Below are 16,494 nucleotides of genomic sequence, written 5' to 3'. Positions count from 1 at the left end.
TTTGAAAGTTACTACGCAATTGGAGATTTTTTAACGAATCAGATTTTCACTATGCTTAATCTCACTAACGATACTGGTTAGGTTATTTTCGAGAAAAGTTACTACGCAATAGGTAGGTTTTTCAATAAAAATGTCTTAAAGACAAATGTGCAATTCGGGCTTACAATTAAGTTAACAGTTTAGCGCTAAGCTGATTTAACTTAAGAGGTGGTCAGCACAATGAAATTTGAACAAATAATCTTTTCATCTGATAAGGGCATATTTAAGTATTTCATCGAGGGTGAGTATTCCATTAAGTTTGTGAACGGAATAAATCGAGTAGCAATTGTTTTAAGTGATTCTATAGATATTTTGCTTAATCTCGATACTGTTCAGCTTAATAATATCTTTTTGGAATGTCTTAATTTTGAAGTGTTTGAAAACGTTATAACAGCAGATATATTAAGTATACAGGCGATATAAAGCATCCGGACTGGATGCTTTTTTATGTTTTATGACCTATAGTTTGATCATATAGTGATGCAAAAAGGAGGCTTAGTTTGGACAAATGGGAATATAAGGTTTTGAAGCTTGGAAATAATAAAATGGATATTTCTAATTTACGAAAAAAGGGGCTAACTTTAGAAGATGAACTAAATCAATTAGGTTCTGAAGGTTGGGAGATGTTATCCTACACACCGATATATTCAGGCTACTCTGACAGTAGAGAAGGGTATACTGGTGTAAATCATAAAGAATGTATTTTCAAAAGGTTAGTAAAAGATTAAAAACTAAGTGTTCTAATTTGTAATTTTTTTATGCCTTCCGCAGTTATTTGTGGAGGGCTTTTATAATTCCAAAGAATTGGGGGAAAGGGACGATGCCAGATAAAGAAGGCGGTGGACCATCAATGTTTGAAACGGTAACTAAACACGGAAAGCTCATTGACGAACATGGACAGCTTATATCAACACATGAGCAAATTATAGAAGCACATGAAAAAAGCATTGAAGAGCTAAAGTCTAGCTACAGTAAATTGGAAGAGAACGACAAAAAGCAAACGGAAAAATTGGATATGTTAGCAGGACAAATGAGCAATTTAGTTATACAAAATTCTGAAATAAAATCGACCATTTTACAAAGTGGTCAATCCCAACAAGACTTTGTTCGTGATACCTTGAAGAATCAGTGGGAACTTATAAAAGCCCGTGACGAGAGCAAAGAGTCAGAAAGAAATCGTACACACGAGATAAAGTTATCCGAACAAGCACTAAAGAAAAATAACAATGAAAAGGGATGGGATTTAGTCGGTAAGCTCGTAATGGCAGGCGGCTTGATTTATCTATTATTTGAAAGATTTTTAACATAGGAGGGTATTTAAATGAAAATCAACTGGAAAGTACGTTTTAGCAGAAACAATTTACAGTTCATTTTACGTTTCATCGGTGCTTTATTGGTGCCGATTTTTGCATATTTAGGCATTAATTTCGAGGACATTAACAACTGGGGCTCTATGTGGTCGCTTGTTTTGGATTTCCTAAGCAATCCATATTTAGTGGTATTAACAATTATTAACGCAATTAACTTATTGCCAGACCCAACAACTCCGGGTATTAGCGATAGTTATCGAGCTTTAAATTATAAGAAGCCGGGCGGTGGTATGAAATGATGGAATGTGTAGTATGCGGCAAAGAAATCGAATCATTAGAAGTTTTCAATGGTGAACCAATGTGCGAAGAGTGCTATCATGCGCCAGAAAATGAGGTGTTCACAGATGACTAATCTACCTTATAACGTTTTAAGTGGTAAGCGAATCAAAGTGTTTATTGATCCTGGGCATGGCGGACATGACCCAGGTGCAATCGGTTCAAATTCAAAAGAAGCAGAAAATGTTTTAAAAGTAGCCTTAGCACTCGAAAAGAAATTAAAGGCTCAAGGATATGAAGTGAAATTATCTAGACGGACAGATACGTATCTAACGCTTACACAACGCGCCAATTTAGCAAATTCATGGGGAGCAGATGTATTTATGTCTCTCCATGACAATAGTGCAGTAAATAAGACAGCAACAGGTTTTGAAACATTCATATTTAACGGGAATGTCAGTGGTGAAACTATCAAGCTGCAGCAACATGTGCATAAAGCAACAGTAAAAGGAATCGGACTGCGCGATCGAGGTATGAAGAGAGCTAACTTCGCAGTACTACGTGAAACAGCTATGCCCGCCTTATTAATCGAATACGGCTTTATCAGCAACTTGAATGATGAAAAGGTCATTGCATATGAAATTGAAAAGCAAGCGAAATTGACCTTTGAGGGAATCAATAGCTATTTAGGGGTAAAATCAAAATCAGATATCGTAACGCCTACACCAACAACAGAAGCAAAAGAGGAGAGTGAAGAAATCATATTAAGCGAAACAGGCCGTAAAGAAATTCGCGCTTTACTAAAAAAAGCCCGCAATAAAACGTACACGATCAACGGCAAAAACATACCTTTAATTGATCCAGCTTTCCACACGGATGCGAAGATTAATCAATATAACGATGCCCAATTGCTCAGTTATCAAGCAGCCATTATTAACCGTACTTTTGAATAAATTAAAGCCCTTTACCAATAATAAAGGTAAAGGGCTTTTTGCCTTACATATAATAGTCATGGAATGCACTACACGGATAATTTAGGAATATGTATTTCACCTTAAATTAAGCAGCAATATCAGAATATTTATTAAGCAATTCATCTAATTCTTGACTGCAATTAACTACTTCGGGATGTGTGAAACCTAAATCGTTTGCCCTTTTATACAAATGTTTTCTTTTTAATTCAATTTTTAGCTTCAATATTATTTTTAATGATAAAAATCTCATACATAAGTCCCTTTCACTTTTATTTAATAATACTTTAAAAAACAACGACTTTTCTATCCTAAAATATTTGAAAACAATAAGGTGTCGAATTATGGAAAATTCGAAAATTTAAATTAATTGTAATAAATGTAATACTTTGTTAATTATTAAACTTATTGGTTATAGGCTTTTTTATTTTAGCCAAAATAAGGTATGATGTCTAACTTTTAGATTGACTATGGAACAATATTATTGAATAAAGTAAATACCTTTATATATATATAAATCACATCAGAAAGGAAGGAATTATGGATATTCAACAATCGGGCACGATTGTTGAAGAAGCGTCCCTTTACTCATTGAAGCTGTTACCACAAGAATGAACTAAACGTTAAATTGCTCTTATAATTTAAACAAAGCCCGTTACCACTGAATAAACCCAGGGGTGACAGGCTTTTTTATTTTGTAAAAATTAGATGTTGCAAATATACAAACGTATGTTCTATCATGTATACAAACAAGTGTTCCTGTATAAAATAGAGAGAGGGGAAAACTTTGTGCCAATTTTAGATGAAAATAACTTACAAGTAGTGATGGGTTCAGCAGATATAACGATTAAAACGGGATGCATAGGGATGAGCTATCCGGGAATTATTCAATTTCTTCAAGAGGAGTCACTTATGGAACTAAGCATAAGTTCCAATGAAATCATAAAAATTGATGAAGCACCTGTAAGTTTAGTCTTTAATAACGTTAAAAGTTTGGATACGGTTATTGATCAATTAATCAAACTGAGAAAAACGATGGGAGGCAAATGATATGAGAGAAAAACTGATTAAAGCCATGCAGCACAACCGAATTATAGATATTATGTACATAGCAAAAGACGATGCAATCACTAAACGTCGAATCAAATTAATTAAAATAGCTGGTGATTCAGTTCAAGCTTACTGTTTTACAAGACATGCCAAACGAACATTTAAAATAGACAATATTTTAGCGATATTTCTAGTAGTCAGTAAAGCGAGTGGACTAAATGCATAAAGAATTTATGGCGCTTAGCAATGATATTCACCGGTACATTGTACTTGAATTATTCTTGAAAACACTTGAACGTGACAGAGATCATATTTCCAAATTAAAAATGAAAGACGTATTTGACGCGTGGTACGATTCAAAAATTAATGAAACCTTTCAGGAGTTTAAGAAGTTAAGGGACTTTTTATATAAGAAAGGATGTAAAATCGAAAAGCAGAAATCAGATGAAATGATGACCTGTTATTTTATATTGTTTAGAGGATACGATGAAACAAGAAGTTACAGCAATATAGCTCTGAGGAACTGGGTGAGTGAAGAGATGAAACGTATATTAGGAATGAAGTACCTCACTCCGGCAGATAGAAAGTAATCCTTGTCGAATTTTGCGAAAATACCCTGAAAAAGAAAGTTTCGGACATTCCCTTCCTTTTATCACTTTCTTATTGTAAATTGATTGGTAATAAGGGGGTGAGGATGTGTACGCTTTAGCAAATTCTTTCTTAAATCTTTTGATAGAGTATCGAGTAGAAGTGTATGAAATGAATATTTACACGCATGGAGCAAACGTTAGAATCGACTTAGGTATTGTTGGAGAAGATATTTCCAAGGTTATGTACATAGCAGATTATGTAATTGTAAGGGCAGATGGAAAACAAACATCAGGCATGTGCATTAATTACCCAACGAAAGAAGCAACACTATTAGCGGTTGAAAAAAAGGCAATAGAAACATTGGAGAGTGAAAATCATCATTGGGAATAGCATCATGAATAAACACAAATAAAGCCTTCCACAAGATAGGTGTGGGAGGCTTTAACATTATAGAAAGCTGCTCATAGCACTTTTAATTTCGAGTGTATATTCTTCTTCATCTTTTGAGGTAGGGACATCCAAAATGGTATATCCATTTTGATTATTCCCGCCTTGCTGGTCGCGCTTCATATCATCCTCAATTAGTTTTTTTACATACTTACTAAAATTTTGCGGCTTACCAGTGAGTGGATTAATCTTTTCTGCATGTTCCAACAGTGCTACATCATGCGGATCAATCTTACTGAAATACACTGGTTTATTTTTTCTATTTTCATTGCTCATTCAAATGCCCCTCTCGCGATTTTATAAAATCCAGTCGCGTTGGCGAAAACAGCGTCGAGTATTTTCACCTCATTTCCGCTTTTAAATACCGGATTTAAAATTTCTGTATTAGGATAGTGTTCTATAATGTATGGCATAATCCCTTTAGAAACCCCTCCGCAAATTAATACTTTATCTGCTTTATTCCACTTTAATTGAGTTGTATTACGCACAATCCCACGGGCCAGACCTGAGTAACCATTTTTATTGTTGACTGTTTCGGCACCAAAATTAAACGTGTCCGATGCAGTGTTAATATGTCTGTTATCTATAATAGTCGCAGCGTTGACCGTACCACTGCCCGCATCAATGATTCGCACTAAGCCTTCTTTAGGACAACTCCAATAGGCTGCAGAACCTTCTGGAGCTACGCCAACATTCTCTATATAGAAGGAACGGGTTTTATCATTAACCTTAACAGTATGTTGACCTTCTAGCATTTCCTTAATTTTATTTTTTTCTATTTCTTTATGCTTCTTAATTGGCTGGCCAACAACAATTGATACACGACCGATATTAGGGCAATACATGTTTAGGTAGCGATCAATCGCAAGCAGTACACGAATTTTGGTATCCTCATGCGCTTTCGTATCACCGTACATGGATCCATTACCAAATTCATCTTCATATAAAGCGATCGTACCGGCATAACCTTTCCGCCCGTTAATTTCAAATTCCATATCATCAGGGCCAAACGTTTCCTCCACGTCCCGTTCAAACCAATCACAAATATTAGTTCTGAATTTATCCGTACCGAAAGGACCCATAACCTTCGCCATGTGGTTACCAGCATCAATACCTAAAATCAGTTTATCCAATAAAAAACCTCCTGTGTGTGAGTATTGTGATACATTTTATGCACTTAAATCAAAAAGTATCACTTTTGTATTTATTTATTTTTTCTGTGTTCTACTGCCCCACCACTCCCCATATCCTGTATTAAGTCTAGGAATCCCCGTAAAGTTAGAAATGATTCCCTAGGATAAACGCGAAAAAAGGAGGTTGAAAGTGGTGGGGGAGAGGAAAGTGAGGTCAGATAAGAAGGTGGACGTAAAACCCACAATGTCTTTGGAGCTTAAAAGTAAGCTGTATGAATTTGCTGAAATATGTAATAAGCCAGTAAAAGATATTGGTGAATTATTATGTGTTGAAGGATTAAAATCCAAACTCATTATTGAAAAACTTTGCAAATGGCTGCGGAGAAATTATTATTACAACAGCACGATTGCTATCGGACATCTTGAACGCCCACGGTTGATATTAAAAGCACTTGGCGACACGGGTAAAGTAACGATTCGATTTGTTAGAGAGGATTATGATAAGTTGTGTGATCTTGCATATGCGATGGATCTTACACCAAGCGCAACAGCTACTGTATTAATTCGCCTTACAATGAACAACTCTGACTTTATGGATTATTTTGTGGATAGCTTGTACGAAGGCAGCGATTTACAGAAAGGTAAAATCAAGCAGTATTTAATAAAAGGAGGATATTATGACTAGCTTTGACATTATCGGTTTTTGGGGGACGGCATTATGCACCTCTTATGTGTCATTGTATTTGTCGGATAATTTTGGTTGGCTAATTGCATTTTTGTTTGATGAACTGGAGGATAATGTATCGACTGGATATGTCGATGGAGATGAATTGATTATATAGAAGAAAAAGCGACTATATAAAAAAATTGGCCGCTTTTTATAAAAGCGACCAATAAGCGACCAACTAAAAATATTTAGCGACCGAACAAAAAACTTCATGACTACAATTGAAAGTTTTGTAGTTACTACCGAATCTAAAAGCGACTATCTGACAGTATGTGAAACTTACTGAAATTCCACATAAAACAATGACATGATGGTTATTGCGTTGGAAGCGGCAATTCAAGATTAATTTTAAATTATAAGCATTTAATAGGCCAATTTGCGCTTATTAAGTGCTTTTTTATTTGTAAAAATTTTAATCCTGTTCTTAATCCCATAAAAACTGGAAACGTTTATTAGTATAAAAAACATCATCTTACGAATAGTAAATCATAGGAATACAAATGATGTTGAGGAGCGTGGTTTTATGAAAAAGGAACAGTTGATACAGCTTATTCAAGATAAGTTTGATGAGGAAGATGCTATCTTGATACGAGATCTTGAAGAAATTTACGATGAAGAAAAAGAACAAGGTCGTAATGGAGCATTACTTAGAGCTTTGTACAGCGATCAATTTGAGATTGATCATAATGAGGATTTAGAAATAGTAATTAGGGAATTAGCAATTCGGATTACCCAATATATCTTTAGAAGTGGAAGTATAGAAGATTTTCATGCAGGTAAGTTTAGTTTTTCTAGGTATGAAGAGATTCCACCCAACACACCGGTGGAAGAAATTAGTCAGTTAACCGATGACAATATGAAGGTACTTAATAAAGAGCTGGTAGATCATATCGGTTTTATTTTACACCTATTCTCACGTGCAGATTATCTTAGCTTGCATACCGCCATAAGTGGCTATAAATTTTTTGGGAATGATTGGGATGATCCGGAAATTGCAAAGATTCAATCAAAGCATAATGATTATTTATTGCTCGTAACCGGCATGGATAAACATTTAGAAAATAAGTAGCGTGGTTTTTACACATCATACTAAAGATGTGTTTTTTTAATTTTTGAATTGAAGCGATAAAAAAATTCCAAAAATTTTCTTAGCGGATGTTTGGCATATCGAATTTGTGTTGTGGGCAAACTGAGATACCGACAATTTTAAAGCACATAAGATGACGGCAAAAAAGTAAAAAGGAGTGAGGGGATGAGTCAGGAAGTAGCGAAGAAATTTGTTGATCGAATCTCAAGCACAGTGGATCCGTTAGCGAATATTGTTACGGTTAGTCTGTTTTGTGAAAATGCCATTAACCATTTGATTCAGGAAAAGCTGCCGAAAGTACGAAGCTTCAAGGATCAGTCAACTTATATCCCGATGGCGAGCTCTAATTACAGCACAAAAGTATATGCTGTTTATGCATTAGGCTTAATCGAACAAAAATTGTTCGAAAACTTATGGTTGCTGAATTATTGGCGCAACAAAGCCGCACATAACATTAGTGTGGATATTAGAGCTTTGCCGATGAACTTTCACATTTTTGATAACAACCTCAAAATAGAAAAAGACATGAATGAAAACGAAATTGTCATCGGCATTGCCCTTTGCACTTACAAAGAATTGCATGTGTTCTTAAATGAACAATACGGTATTAAGTTAAATTGGTGAAGAATAAAAAGTGTCTATGCCTGTAGACACTTTTTATTTTATCCGTCATTCCTAAAAAAATGCACTCTATCCATACAATATTTTCAATTCATAATAAAATTCATCTAATCTTATTTCCAATTTAAAGATATTAATACACCAAATTAGGGTATGGATAGTAGAAGTTTATCTAGGAAGGGTTGAAATCATTTGAAAAAACGATACTTATTCGCGATGTCTACATTATCGATTGCACTAGTTGCAGGCTGCGGAAATACAGCAGAACCGGTTGAAGGTACGGATAGTGAAGCCAATTTAACATTACAGCAAGTATATGAGAAAGCTATGCAGCGTCAGCAAAATTTAAAAAGTGTTCATGCAGAAACAAAGATGGATCAAGTGACGAGCTTCGCGATGGACGGTAAGACGGTAGATATGACGAGCAACTCAAATTTGGCAATGGATATCCAGCAAGATCCGATGGCGATGTATTCAAAAGGAACAGTTGAGATGGATATGGGCGATGATAAAATGGAATTGCCAATCGAAATGTATATGACAGAAGAAGATGGCTTTTACTTGTTTAATGGCGATTCGAATGAATGGTTAAAGATGCCTGAGGAACAATATGAACAACTTTTAGCGCAAACAGGTGCGCAGGCAGATGCGTCAGAACAACTCGAACAGCTTGAACAATTTATCGAAGATTTTAGCTTTGAACAGGATGATGAAAACTATTTGTTGACGCTGAACATTGAAGGGGATCAGTTCAAGCAGTTCATACTTTCACAAATGGGTGCCAGCTTAGGTGAATCACTGGAGATGAATGGTGAAATGCTTGAGAATATGTCCTTTGAAGATTCACAATATAATATTGTAGTAGCGAAAGATACATTTGATATAAAAGAAATGGATATGGACCTGAAAATCATCACAAATGTCGAAGGTCAGGAAACTACGATTGAAAATGATGCGAACATTGTCTATTCGAAATTTGATGAAGTAAAAGAGATCAATATACCGAATGAAGTTAAAAAAGAAGCTAAAACTGAATAATAAATCAAGCAGCGAGGCCGCTTTATGGCGGAATTCGCTGCTTTTTCCTATTTAATATGAAATGAAATAAAAAAATTGACGTCTATCCTTTTCTAGTCGCTTGTAAACTGATATTATTGGTATAGTGTGACATCAGACAGTGTAAAAATGAGAGTGGTGAAATTGAAATGGATGAACAAAAAAGAGATGAGGATCAAAACGGTTTAAACGAAGAGCAAATTACAAAGCCGGCAGGGAAATATTTACGAATGAAACCATTTGCATTCATAATGGTCATTTTCCTGACAATTTTATGTACAGCCGGTTTAACAATTTTTGCGTTAACATTCGGCGAAAATAAAGTTGTGGAAGTAAAGGAACCGTTGGAACGGGCAGAATTTAAAAAACTTTATGATGCGTATGATGCACTTCAGCAAAAATATTATGAAGACGTAAATGAAGAAGAAGTGGTATATGGTGCAATCAATGGAATGTTTGATGCATTGGGCGACCCATATTCTGATTATATGAATAAAGATGAGGCAAGTTCATTTAATGAAAGCCTGTCTTCAAGTTTTCAAGGAATTGGTGCGGAAATCCAAGAACGAAATGGATATATAATGATTGTTTCCCCAATTAAAAATACACCTGCCGAAAAAGCCGGGTTACAACCGAAAGATATGGTACTGGCGGTTGACGGGAAAAGCGTCAAAGGCATGAGCTCTACAGAAGCTGTGTTATTGATACGCGGTGAAAAAGGTTCTGACGTCACTCTGACGATTCAACGCGGAGATGCAGAAAGCTTTGATATGACAATCGTGCGTGATGATATTCCTGTAGAAACTGTCTATGGTGATATTGATGAAGAAGGAATTGCACACTTCCAAATTACTTCTTTCAGTGAAAAAACAGCAGTAGAACTGGAAAAGCTGCTAATTGAATATGAAAAACAAGGGATGAAAGGGATTGTTTTAGATGTACGCCAAAATCCAGGAGGCTATTTAAAGGCTGCAATCGATATTTCAAACTTGTTTGTTGAAGAAGGAAAAACAATCGTTCAAATTCAAGAACGAGATGAAGCGCCACAAATTGTAGCTGCGGACAATCGTTCAAAATATAATCTTCCGATAACAGTATTAATCGATGAAGGAAGTGCTTCTGCTTCTGAAATTTTGGCAGGTGCACTCAAAGAGTCGGCAGGTGCCCAAATCGTTGGATTAAATTCCTTTGGTAAAGGGACAATGCAGGAAATTATTTATATGGAAGACGGAGCAAACTTGAAGTTCACAACAGGCAAATGGTTAACTCCAGACGGTAACTGGGTGAATGAAAAAGGAATTGCACCGGATGTGAAAGTTGACTATCCGGATTATGCTTCATTACCATATATCGATCCGAGCCAGAAATATGAACAGGATGCCAATCATGCGTCAATCAAAACAGCTGAGCGTATTCTGGAGGTATTAGGATATGAGCCAGGTGAAGTCGATACACAATTTGATGAAGAGACTGAAGCGGCAATAAAAGCATACCAACAAGATAATGAATTAGAAGTGACAGGTATTTTAACAGGTGATACAACATATGCCTTAATGGATGCCATTAGCGAAAAGCTGAAAACAGAAGATCCTCAAATTTTAAAGGCGAAAGAATTACTGGATATAAAGCCTGAAAAAACAACAAACGAATAAAAAATGCGGGCTGGCAAAAGTGATACAACACTTTATTGCCAGCCCATTATTATAGGAAGTGGAAATATGAAAGATGTATATTTATTTAGCGGGTTTTTAGGAAGCGGCAAAACGTCCATGTTAACCGATGTCGTTCGCCAGATGAAAGAAGCTAATTTGAAGCCTGCTGTAATTATGAACGAACTTGGGAAGCTTCCATTTGATTCACAGGCAGTCGAACAGGATGTACCATTGAAAGAAATGTTAGAAGGCTGTATTTGCTGCAGCGGAGCGGAAAAAACGGAAGCTCAAATCCAATCGCTTTTACATGATCAGGATTTTGATGTACTAATAATAGAAACAACCGGGGCTGCACACCCTGTAGAAGCACTGGATGCGGTCTATTCGCCTCTATTTGCGGATAAGTTAAATATTAAAGGAATTGTGACGGTGGCGGACAGCCGGTTATGGTTAGACAGAACAAGCCTTACTCCGCAAGTACGATCTCTATTTATGGAGCAAATTCGTCATGCCCATTTGTTATTGGCCAATAAAACGGACTTGCTTACGGAATCGGAACAAGCGCAAGTTGTTTATGAGCTGCAAGGGTTTAATGCAAATGCGTTCATCCTTCAAACGACAAATGGCCGTGTTCCGTTAAAGTTACTGCAAAATATGCAGTCAACTGCTCGTATATCAAAAGACGATATCGTGTCCGCCCGTATTGGTGAAAGTTTTAATTTAGGCTCACGACTCGTTCGATTTGATACAAGCTTTACACAAGAACAGTTTGAAAACTGGGTGCGCTCATTACCGGATACAGTTTACCGTATGAAAGGCTATGTTCCGATTGAGGGAATCAAAAATCCGATGCTGTTCCAATATGCTTATGGAATGGTCCAATGGCTGCCGGAATATATAAAGATGGAACCGAACTTAGTCATCATTGGTGAAAACATTAACAATCTAAAAATTATCTCTGTATCATAATTCGTCAATAGCTTTTCAAATGAAATGTTTGAGGGAATTGGATAAATTTATGGCAAAATATTAATTTAAATATAAGATTTAAAGGCTAATAAGTTGGTAGATGGGCAGTTTACCAATTTATAGGCCTTTTTTTCTTGGATTTTTCATTTACGATGGAATCACGAAAGGAGGCGTACAAAATGAAAAAATTAGTTCTACCATTTTGTGCAGTAATACTTTTTGCAACTCAAGCACCCGTTGCGAATGCAAGTTCAAACGCAATTGAAGGGGGCAAATCAACACCAACTACAAATCACATTCAATTAGCGAATGACTATAATATAAAACTTAACAATTTCTATAAACTTGTAAAAACGACACCTCAAAATTGGACAGTTATTCAACAGGAAGGGTCAACAAATAAAGATAAAAAACCTGCTTCAACTGATGTAAGCAAAGAGACTTCTAAAGAGGCTGACAAGGAAACGAACAAAGAGATTAGTAAGGAAGTAGAAAAAGAGTCAACAAATGTAGTAAATAACGAAACTCCAAAAGCTCCAACGACTGAATCACCGTCACAAACGCCTGCTACACAATCTAAAACTGAACAGGCGCCAGCTCAAGAGCAAAAAGAAACAACAGTTACAGATCAAATTTTAGCGATTGAAGAAAAAGTTGTTGCGTTAACAAACGCGGAACGTGCTAAAAACGGTTTAAGTGCATTACAGATCGACCACCCATTAATGGCGGCGGCACGTGAAAAATCTCAAGATATGAAAGATAAAAATTACTTCTCTCATACATCACCAACATTCGGCAGCCCATTTGACCGATTGAAAGCATTAGGTATTGCTTATAAATCTGCCGGTGAAAACATTGCCAAAGGTCAAAAATCTCCTGAAGAAGTTGTACAAGCATGGATGAACTCAGAAGGTCACCGAGCGAATATTTTAAATAAAGACTTCACTCATATTGGTGTAGGCTATGTGCAGGACGGTAATATTTGGACACAACAATTTATTAAAAAGTAATTTGCTGATGCTATCCTTTTTGTAATGAAAAGGGTAGTTTTTTGTTATTCAGTTATTGATTGAATTCTTAAAACAATAAAAATACTTTTATCGAATATTTATTATTTCTATTGATATTAAAACTTTTATATGCGAAAACACCCATTTTTAGAGAAATGCTTTATAAAGTGCCAAAATGTGCTACAATATACGGTATACTTTTAAAAAGCCTTATAAAAAAGGTGCAGAATTCGATGGAATAGAAGTGATAAATAGTTAAATCATTTTTTTAGAATAATAAAACAAGAATAATTATTGAATATCAAAAAGGAACTATAAAAAGTATAGTAAAAACAATCATCGATAATAAAATGTCACATCAAATAAATAAGATATATATCGAAGCATGTTGAAATGTCATGTTGCATAAAATAGATGCAATGACAATTGCTTTGTTAGGAGAAATTTATGAACGAAAAAACAATTATTTTAACAGGCGGGGGTACGGCCGGTCACGTATCACTAAATGAAGCGATTATCCCTTCATTGCAGGAAGCGGGGTATAATGTCCATTATATAGGCTCTCATGATGGGATTGAAAAGGAGCTTATAACAAATGCCTTTCCTTCATTGCCATATCACAGTATTTCGAGCGGGAAGCTGCGTCGTTACTTTTCAGTACAGAATTTTACAGATCCATTTAAAGTAATGGCAGGGGTTACACAAGCCTTTTCGGTTATCAAAAAAATTAAGCCGACAGTCATCTTTTCTAAAGGCGGATTTGTATCAGTGCCTGTCGTGATTGCGGCAAAGTTGGCAAATATTCCGGTTGTTGTCCATGAATCGGACGTGACGCCTGGATTAGCGAATAAAATTTCATTACCGTTTGCGTCCCATATCTTTACGGTTTTTAAAGAAACAATGAAACATTTACCGAACGACAAATCGACTTGCACAGGTTCGATCATTCGTCAGCAACTATTTGAAGGAAATCGTGAACGTGGCTTGGCATTATGTGGCTTCACAACAGAAAAAAAAGTTCTGCTTGTCATGGGCGGCAGCTTAGGGTCAGTCATTATTAATGACGCACTTCGTGAAAATTTGCCTGTACTACTTGAAAAATATCAGATTATCCATTTATGCGGTAAAGGGAACGCCGACAAAAAATTTGAAAATCTGCAAGGCTACTCTCAGTTTGAATATGTGACAACAGAATTGCCGGATTTACTGTACGCTACAGATTTTGTTGTATCGCGTGCCGGTTCAAACTCGATATTCGAATTTTTAGCATTGCATAAGCCGATGCTGCTCATTCCTCTTTCTGCTGCAAAAAGCCGTGGCGATCAAATTTTAAATGCCAACTTATTTAAACAACAAGGCTTTGCACAAATATTGGATGAGGAAAAATTGACAAAAGTATCATTTATGCAGGCGATTCAAAAGCTTGAAGAGAAAGCGGAAGAAATGATCGACCATATGCTTGAAGTCGAACACCCGAAAACTCCGAAAGAAATGGTTGCATTAATAACTCAATATGAAAAATAATTAATAAAAAAAGGGGTTACCTAAAAGTTCATACTTTTAAGGTAGCCCCTTTTTTATTTAAGGAATATTTGTGACGATTTTAACATATAAGCGTAATGAAGGTAATTACGTCACTAGTGAAAATTTCCTTTTTACATTGCCTGTTCCTCTGCTTCCTCGTGCGAATTCGCAGTTGTTAAATAGAACAGATCTTTTGGAATTTTAAAAAGACGGAATTTATTTACGCCTTGATTAATTTCTGTGAAAAGAGATGGATTTGATTCCTCCGCATCTACTACATAAGGTAATTTTAATGCTGCTGCTTGTGAGCGTGCATTTTCTTCCCGTATGCGTAAGAAAACTGTATGGAAATCATAGTCGAAAAATAGTTCATTTAAAAACGCTAATTTCGCTTTCTGATTATAACCGATGCCTTGATATGGTTTGCCGATCCATGTTCCTAAAAAGCCGGCGCCATCTTGGATATCAAAAATACTGATTGTTCCGATTGGGGCACCCCAATCATCTACAATTGTACGTGAAATCGTTAATCCGTTTTGTTCTTCTTCTATTAATTGTTTAGTCATAAATAAATACTCTTCAGCTGAAGTCGCTTTTTGACGTACGAATGGAAATACAGACGGATGACGTAATAATTCGTATAATTCTGCTGTTTCATGAAGTTCTCTCTGTTTTAACATGTGAAACGCCTCCTTTTAAGAAGAAAATGGTAGAGCCTGTTGTTAAAGAAATAGTGCAAATAATCTTCTAATGCTAAAAGGTTCTTTATCATAAGGCAGTAGTCATTTCGAGCTTGATCTTACCTAAAAGAATTTGACGTTAAACTATTATGCATAATTCGTCTGTCTCGCTCTATCCTAGACAATTAATAACAAGAAATATATCTACATTTTATTATAATATATTCTCTTGTCGCAACTTTCAAGCTCGAAAAAAACATTTTTTTCTGCTAAAAGTCGATATATTCAGAATAATGCGTAAATAAAAACTATTAATGACAGGATGAATTTTTTAAAAGTATAATATAATAAAACAAGAGAGAACACGGAGGCACAAAATATGAATATCCAACTAACGAAAGTTCATGGTTCTGGAAATACATTTTATTTATACGAAGCATTATATGATGAACAATTTAATTTTGTGAATATCACAAAACAATTATGTCATCCATCCATTGATGGCGGGGCAGATGGCTTATTATTGGTGCTTCCTTCTTCCGCAGCAGATGCAAAAATGCGCGTCATTAATGCGGACGGCTCGGAAGCTTCGATGTGCGGGAATGGATTACGCTGTGTCGCACGGTATGTCTGCGAAAAGTTAAATGTTAATGAAGCGGTTATCGAAACAATGCATGCCTGTTTGAAAGTGAAACGTGAGGACTCCATTTTTGAACAGCTTCCTACATACTCTGTAGAAATCTCGCCCATTTCATTTGAATTATCATCTTTGCCAATGAAGGTAGATAACAAACGACAATTGCGCCACGATTTTATACCTGCTTTTTCAGAAGAAATTCCTTTTACTGCGATTTCTGTACCGAACCCGCATTTAATCGGAATCGTTGATAAAAAATATATCGAAAACACGACGCACCAACAACAGCTAGCAGCCTATTTGAACAGTGAAAATGAATATTGTCCTGACGGGGTGAATGTCAGCTATGTCCAGTCATTATCGTCTGATGAAATATTTGTCCGAACTTATGAGCGTGGGGTAGGCTTTACAAATGCTTGCGGTACTGCAATGACAGCCTCTGCACTGATTGCCTCAATTGAAGGATTCGTAACGAATAGTAAAGTAACTATCTATAACCCGGGAGGCTTTGTTCAATGTGAGGTTTCAAATAATGAAGGAAACTGGGAATTGGCGCTCATCGGAAATGCAACGGTATTAGGGGAATATGAATTCGAAATTCAAGACGAACAATTACAGTTGGTTCATATTCAGCCGGCAGAAGAGCAAATCCAATATGAGAAATGCAAACTTTTTGTGCAAGATAAAATAGAAAGCTTTCTGTAAAGATCAGTA

At 35.9% G+C, this 16,494-nt stretch carries 23 protein-coding genes; 19 read left to right on the top strand and 4 right to left on the bottom strand.

Annotation, left to right across the window (positions count from 1 at the left end):
- Nucleotides 1-219: 219 nt before the first annotated feature.
- The 5 genes from AC6CH1_RS07235 to AC6CH1_RS07215 all read left to right on the top strand — a co-directional run bounded on the left by AC6CH1_RS07235 (nucleotide 220) and on the right by AC6CH1_RS07215 (nucleotide 2,578).
- The gene (locus AC6CH1_RS07235; protein ID WP_498316818.1) at nucleotides 220-462 is read left to right on the top strand and encodes a hypothetical protein; all 243 of its coding nucleotides are present in this window, start codon (nucleotides 220-222) and stop codon (nucleotides 460-462) included.
- A gap of 77 nt (nucleotides 463-539) precedes the next feature.
- The gene (locus tag AC6CH1_RS07230) at nucleotides 540-767 is read left to right on the top strand and encodes a DUF4177 domain-containing protein (protein ID WP_498316816.1); all 228 of its coding nucleotides are present in this window, start codon (nucleotides 540-542) and stop codon (nucleotides 765-767) included.
- A gap of 92 nt (nucleotides 768-859) precedes the next feature.
- Nucleotides 860-1,348, top strand: a complete 489-nt coding sequence (locus AC6CH1_RS07225; RefSeq protein ID WP_498316815.1) for a hypothetical protein — start codon at nucleotides 860-862, stop codon at nucleotides 1,346-1,348.
- Nucleotides 1,349-1,360: 12 nt separating this feature from the next.
- The gene (locus tag AC6CH1_RS07220) at nucleotides 1,361-1,648 is read left to right on the top strand and encodes a phage holin (protein WP_498316813.1); all 288 of its coding nucleotides are present in this window, start codon (nucleotides 1,361-1,363) and stop codon (nucleotides 1,646-1,648) included.
- Between the two features lie 105 nt (nucleotides 1,649-1,753).
- On the top strand, nucleotides 1,754-2,578 hold the full coding sequence (locus AC6CH1_RS07215) for an N-acetylmuramoyl-L-alanine amidase family protein (RefSeq protein ID WP_498316811.1): 825 nt from the start codon (nucleotides 1,754-1,756) through the stop codon (nucleotides 2,576-2,578).
- Nucleotides 2,579-2,684: 106 nt separating this feature from the next.
- Here AC6CH1_RS07215 and AC6CH1_RS07210 read toward each other — a convergent pair whose 3' ends face one another.
- Nucleotides 2,685-2,849 (bottom strand): aspartyl-phosphate phosphatase Spo0E family protein, encoded by a 165-nt coding sequence (locus AC6CH1_RS07210; protein ID WP_498316810.1) that lies wholly within the window; start codon nucleotides 2,847-2,849, stop codon nucleotides 2,685-2,687.
- A 536-nt stretch (nucleotides 2,850-3,385) separates the two neighbouring features.
- On the opposite strand from AC6CH1_RS07210, the gene AC6CH1_RS07205 reads away from it, so the two are divergent.
- The 4 genes from AC6CH1_RS07205 to AC6CH1_RS07190 all read left to right on the top strand — a co-directional run bounded on the left by AC6CH1_RS07205 (nucleotide 3,386) and on the right by AC6CH1_RS07190 (nucleotide 4,627).
- Nucleotides 3,386-3,646, top strand: a complete 261-nt coding sequence (locus AC6CH1_RS07205) for a hypothetical protein (RefSeq protein ID WP_498316809.1) — start codon at nucleotides 3,386-3,388, stop codon at nucleotides 3,644-3,646.
- 1 nt (nucleotide 3,647) lies between these two features.
- The gene (locus AC6CH1_RS07200) at nucleotides 3,648-3,872 is read left to right on the top strand and encodes a transcriptional regulator (protein ID WP_498316807.1); all 225 of its coding nucleotides are present in this window, start codon (nucleotides 3,648-3,650) and stop codon (nucleotides 3,870-3,872) included.
- Nucleotides 3,865-4,236 (top strand): YhjD family protein, encoded by a 372-nt coding sequence (locus tag AC6CH1_RS07195; RefSeq protein WP_498316806.1) that lies wholly within the window; start codon nucleotides 3,865-3,867, stop codon nucleotides 4,234-4,236. The genes AC6CH1_RS07200 and AC6CH1_RS07195 overlap by 8 nt, the downstream gene beginning before the upstream one ends.
- Before the next feature lie 106 nt (nucleotides 4,237-4,342).
- Nucleotides 4,343-4,627, top strand: coding sequence for a hypothetical protein (locus AC6CH1_RS07190; RefSeq protein ID WP_498316805.1), 285 nt, complete (start codon nucleotides 4,343-4,345; stop codon nucleotides 4,625-4,627).
- 57 nt (nucleotides 4,628-4,684) lie between these two features.
- Here AC6CH1_RS07190 and AC6CH1_RS07185 read toward each other — a convergent pair whose 3' ends face one another.
- Together AC6CH1_RS07185 and AC6CH1_RS07180 are read right to left on the bottom strand one after the other, a co-directional pair.
- On the bottom strand, nucleotides 4,685-4,960 hold the full coding sequence (locus AC6CH1_RS07185; RefSeq protein ID WP_498316803.1) for a hypothetical protein: 276 nt from the start codon (nucleotides 4,958-4,960) through the stop codon (nucleotides 4,685-4,687).
- Nucleotides 4,957-5,817, bottom strand: a complete 861-nt coding sequence (locus AC6CH1_RS07180) for a ParM/StbA family protein (RefSeq protein WP_498316802.1) — start codon at nucleotides 5,815-5,817, stop codon at nucleotides 4,957-4,959. The genes AC6CH1_RS07185 and AC6CH1_RS07180 overlap by 4 nt, the downstream gene beginning before the upstream one ends.
- Nucleotides 5,818-6,025: 208 nt before the next feature.
- Between AC6CH1_RS07180 and AC6CH1_RS07175 the strand changes: the two genes are divergently transcribed.
- From AC6CH1_RS07175 to murG, 9 genes are all read left to right on the top strand, one after another.
- Complete coding sequence (locus AC6CH1_RS07175) at nucleotides 6,026-6,502, top strand: hypothetical protein (protein ID WP_498316800.1); 477 nt, start codon at nucleotides 6,026-6,028, stop codon at nucleotides 6,500-6,502.
- A complete protein-coding gene (locus AC6CH1_RS07170; RefSeq protein ID WP_498316798.1) occupies nucleotides 6,495-6,659 on the top strand; it encodes a hypothetical protein in 165 nt (54 codons plus the stop codon). The genes AC6CH1_RS07175 and AC6CH1_RS07170 overlap by 8 nt, the downstream gene beginning before the upstream one ends.
- Before the next feature lie 408 nt (nucleotides 6,660-7,067).
- Nucleotides 7,068-7,613, top strand: coding sequence for a hypothetical protein (locus tag AC6CH1_RS07165; protein WP_498316796.1), 546 nt, complete (start codon nucleotides 7,068-7,070; stop codon nucleotides 7,611-7,613).
- A gap of 183 nt (nucleotides 7,614-7,796) precedes the next feature.
- On the top strand, nucleotides 7,797-8,255 hold the full coding sequence (locus AC6CH1_RS07160) for an RND transporter (protein ID WP_427709790.1): 459 nt from the start codon (nucleotides 7,797-7,799) through the stop codon (nucleotides 8,253-8,255).
- A 189-nt stretch (nucleotides 8,256-8,444) separates the two neighbouring features.
- The gene (locus AC6CH1_RS07155) at nucleotides 8,445-9,290 is read left to right on the top strand and encodes a DUF6612 family protein (RefSeq protein WP_498316794.1); all 846 of its coding nucleotides are present in this window, start codon (nucleotides 8,445-8,447) and stop codon (nucleotides 9,288-9,290) included.
- 167 nt (nucleotides 9,291-9,457) lie between these two features.
- A complete protein-coding gene (locus AC6CH1_RS07150) occupies nucleotides 9,458-10,960 on the top strand; it encodes a lmo1851 family serine protease (protein WP_498316793.1) in 1,503 nt (500 codons plus the stop codon).
- A gap of 66 nt (nucleotides 10,961-11,026) precedes the next feature.
- Nucleotides 11,027-11,929 (top strand): CobW family GTP-binding protein, encoded by a 903-nt coding sequence (locus AC6CH1_RS07145; RefSeq protein ID WP_251687860.1) that lies wholly within the window; start codon nucleotides 11,027-11,029, stop codon nucleotides 11,927-11,929.
- A 179-nt stretch (nucleotides 11,930-12,108) separates the two neighbouring features.
- Nucleotides 12,109-12,939: a CAP domain-containing protein gene (locus AC6CH1_RS07140; protein WP_498316792.1), complete on the top strand. Its 831-nt coding sequence runs from the start codon at nucleotides 12,109-12,111 to the stop codon at nucleotides 12,937-12,939.
- Nucleotides 12,940-13,386: 447 nt separating this feature from the next.
- Nucleotides 13,387-14,463: an undecaprenyldiphospho-muramoylpentapeptide beta-N-acetylglucosaminyltransferase gene (gene murG, locus AC6CH1_RS07135; protein ID WP_498316791.1), complete on the top strand. Its 1,077-nt coding sequence runs from the start codon at nucleotides 13,387-13,389 to the stop codon at nucleotides 14,461-14,463.
- 131 nt (nucleotides 14,464-14,594) lie between these two features.
- Here the strand turns inward: murG and AC6CH1_RS07130 are convergent, their stop codons facing one another.
- The gene (locus AC6CH1_RS07130) at nucleotides 14,595-15,143 is read right to left on the bottom strand and encodes a GNAT family N-acetyltransferase (protein ID WP_251687866.1); all 549 of its coding nucleotides are present in this window, start codon (nucleotides 15,141-15,143) and stop codon (nucleotides 14,595-14,597) included.
- Between the two features lie 379 nt (nucleotides 15,144-15,522).
- On the opposite strand from AC6CH1_RS07130, the gene dapF reads away from it, so the two are divergent.
- Entirely contained in the window at nucleotides 15,523-16,485 is a 963-nt protein-coding gene (gene dapF / locus AC6CH1_RS07125) for a diaminopimelate epimerase (RefSeq protein ID WP_498316789.1), read from the top strand.
- The last annotated feature ends 9 nt before the right edge of the window (nucleotides 16,486-16,494 follow it).

Source organism: Solibacillus sp. GQ1 (assembly GCF_059758555.1).
Note: the sequence above shows the minus strand (reverse complement) of the source record. Positions and strands in the feature narration are given on the sequence as shown.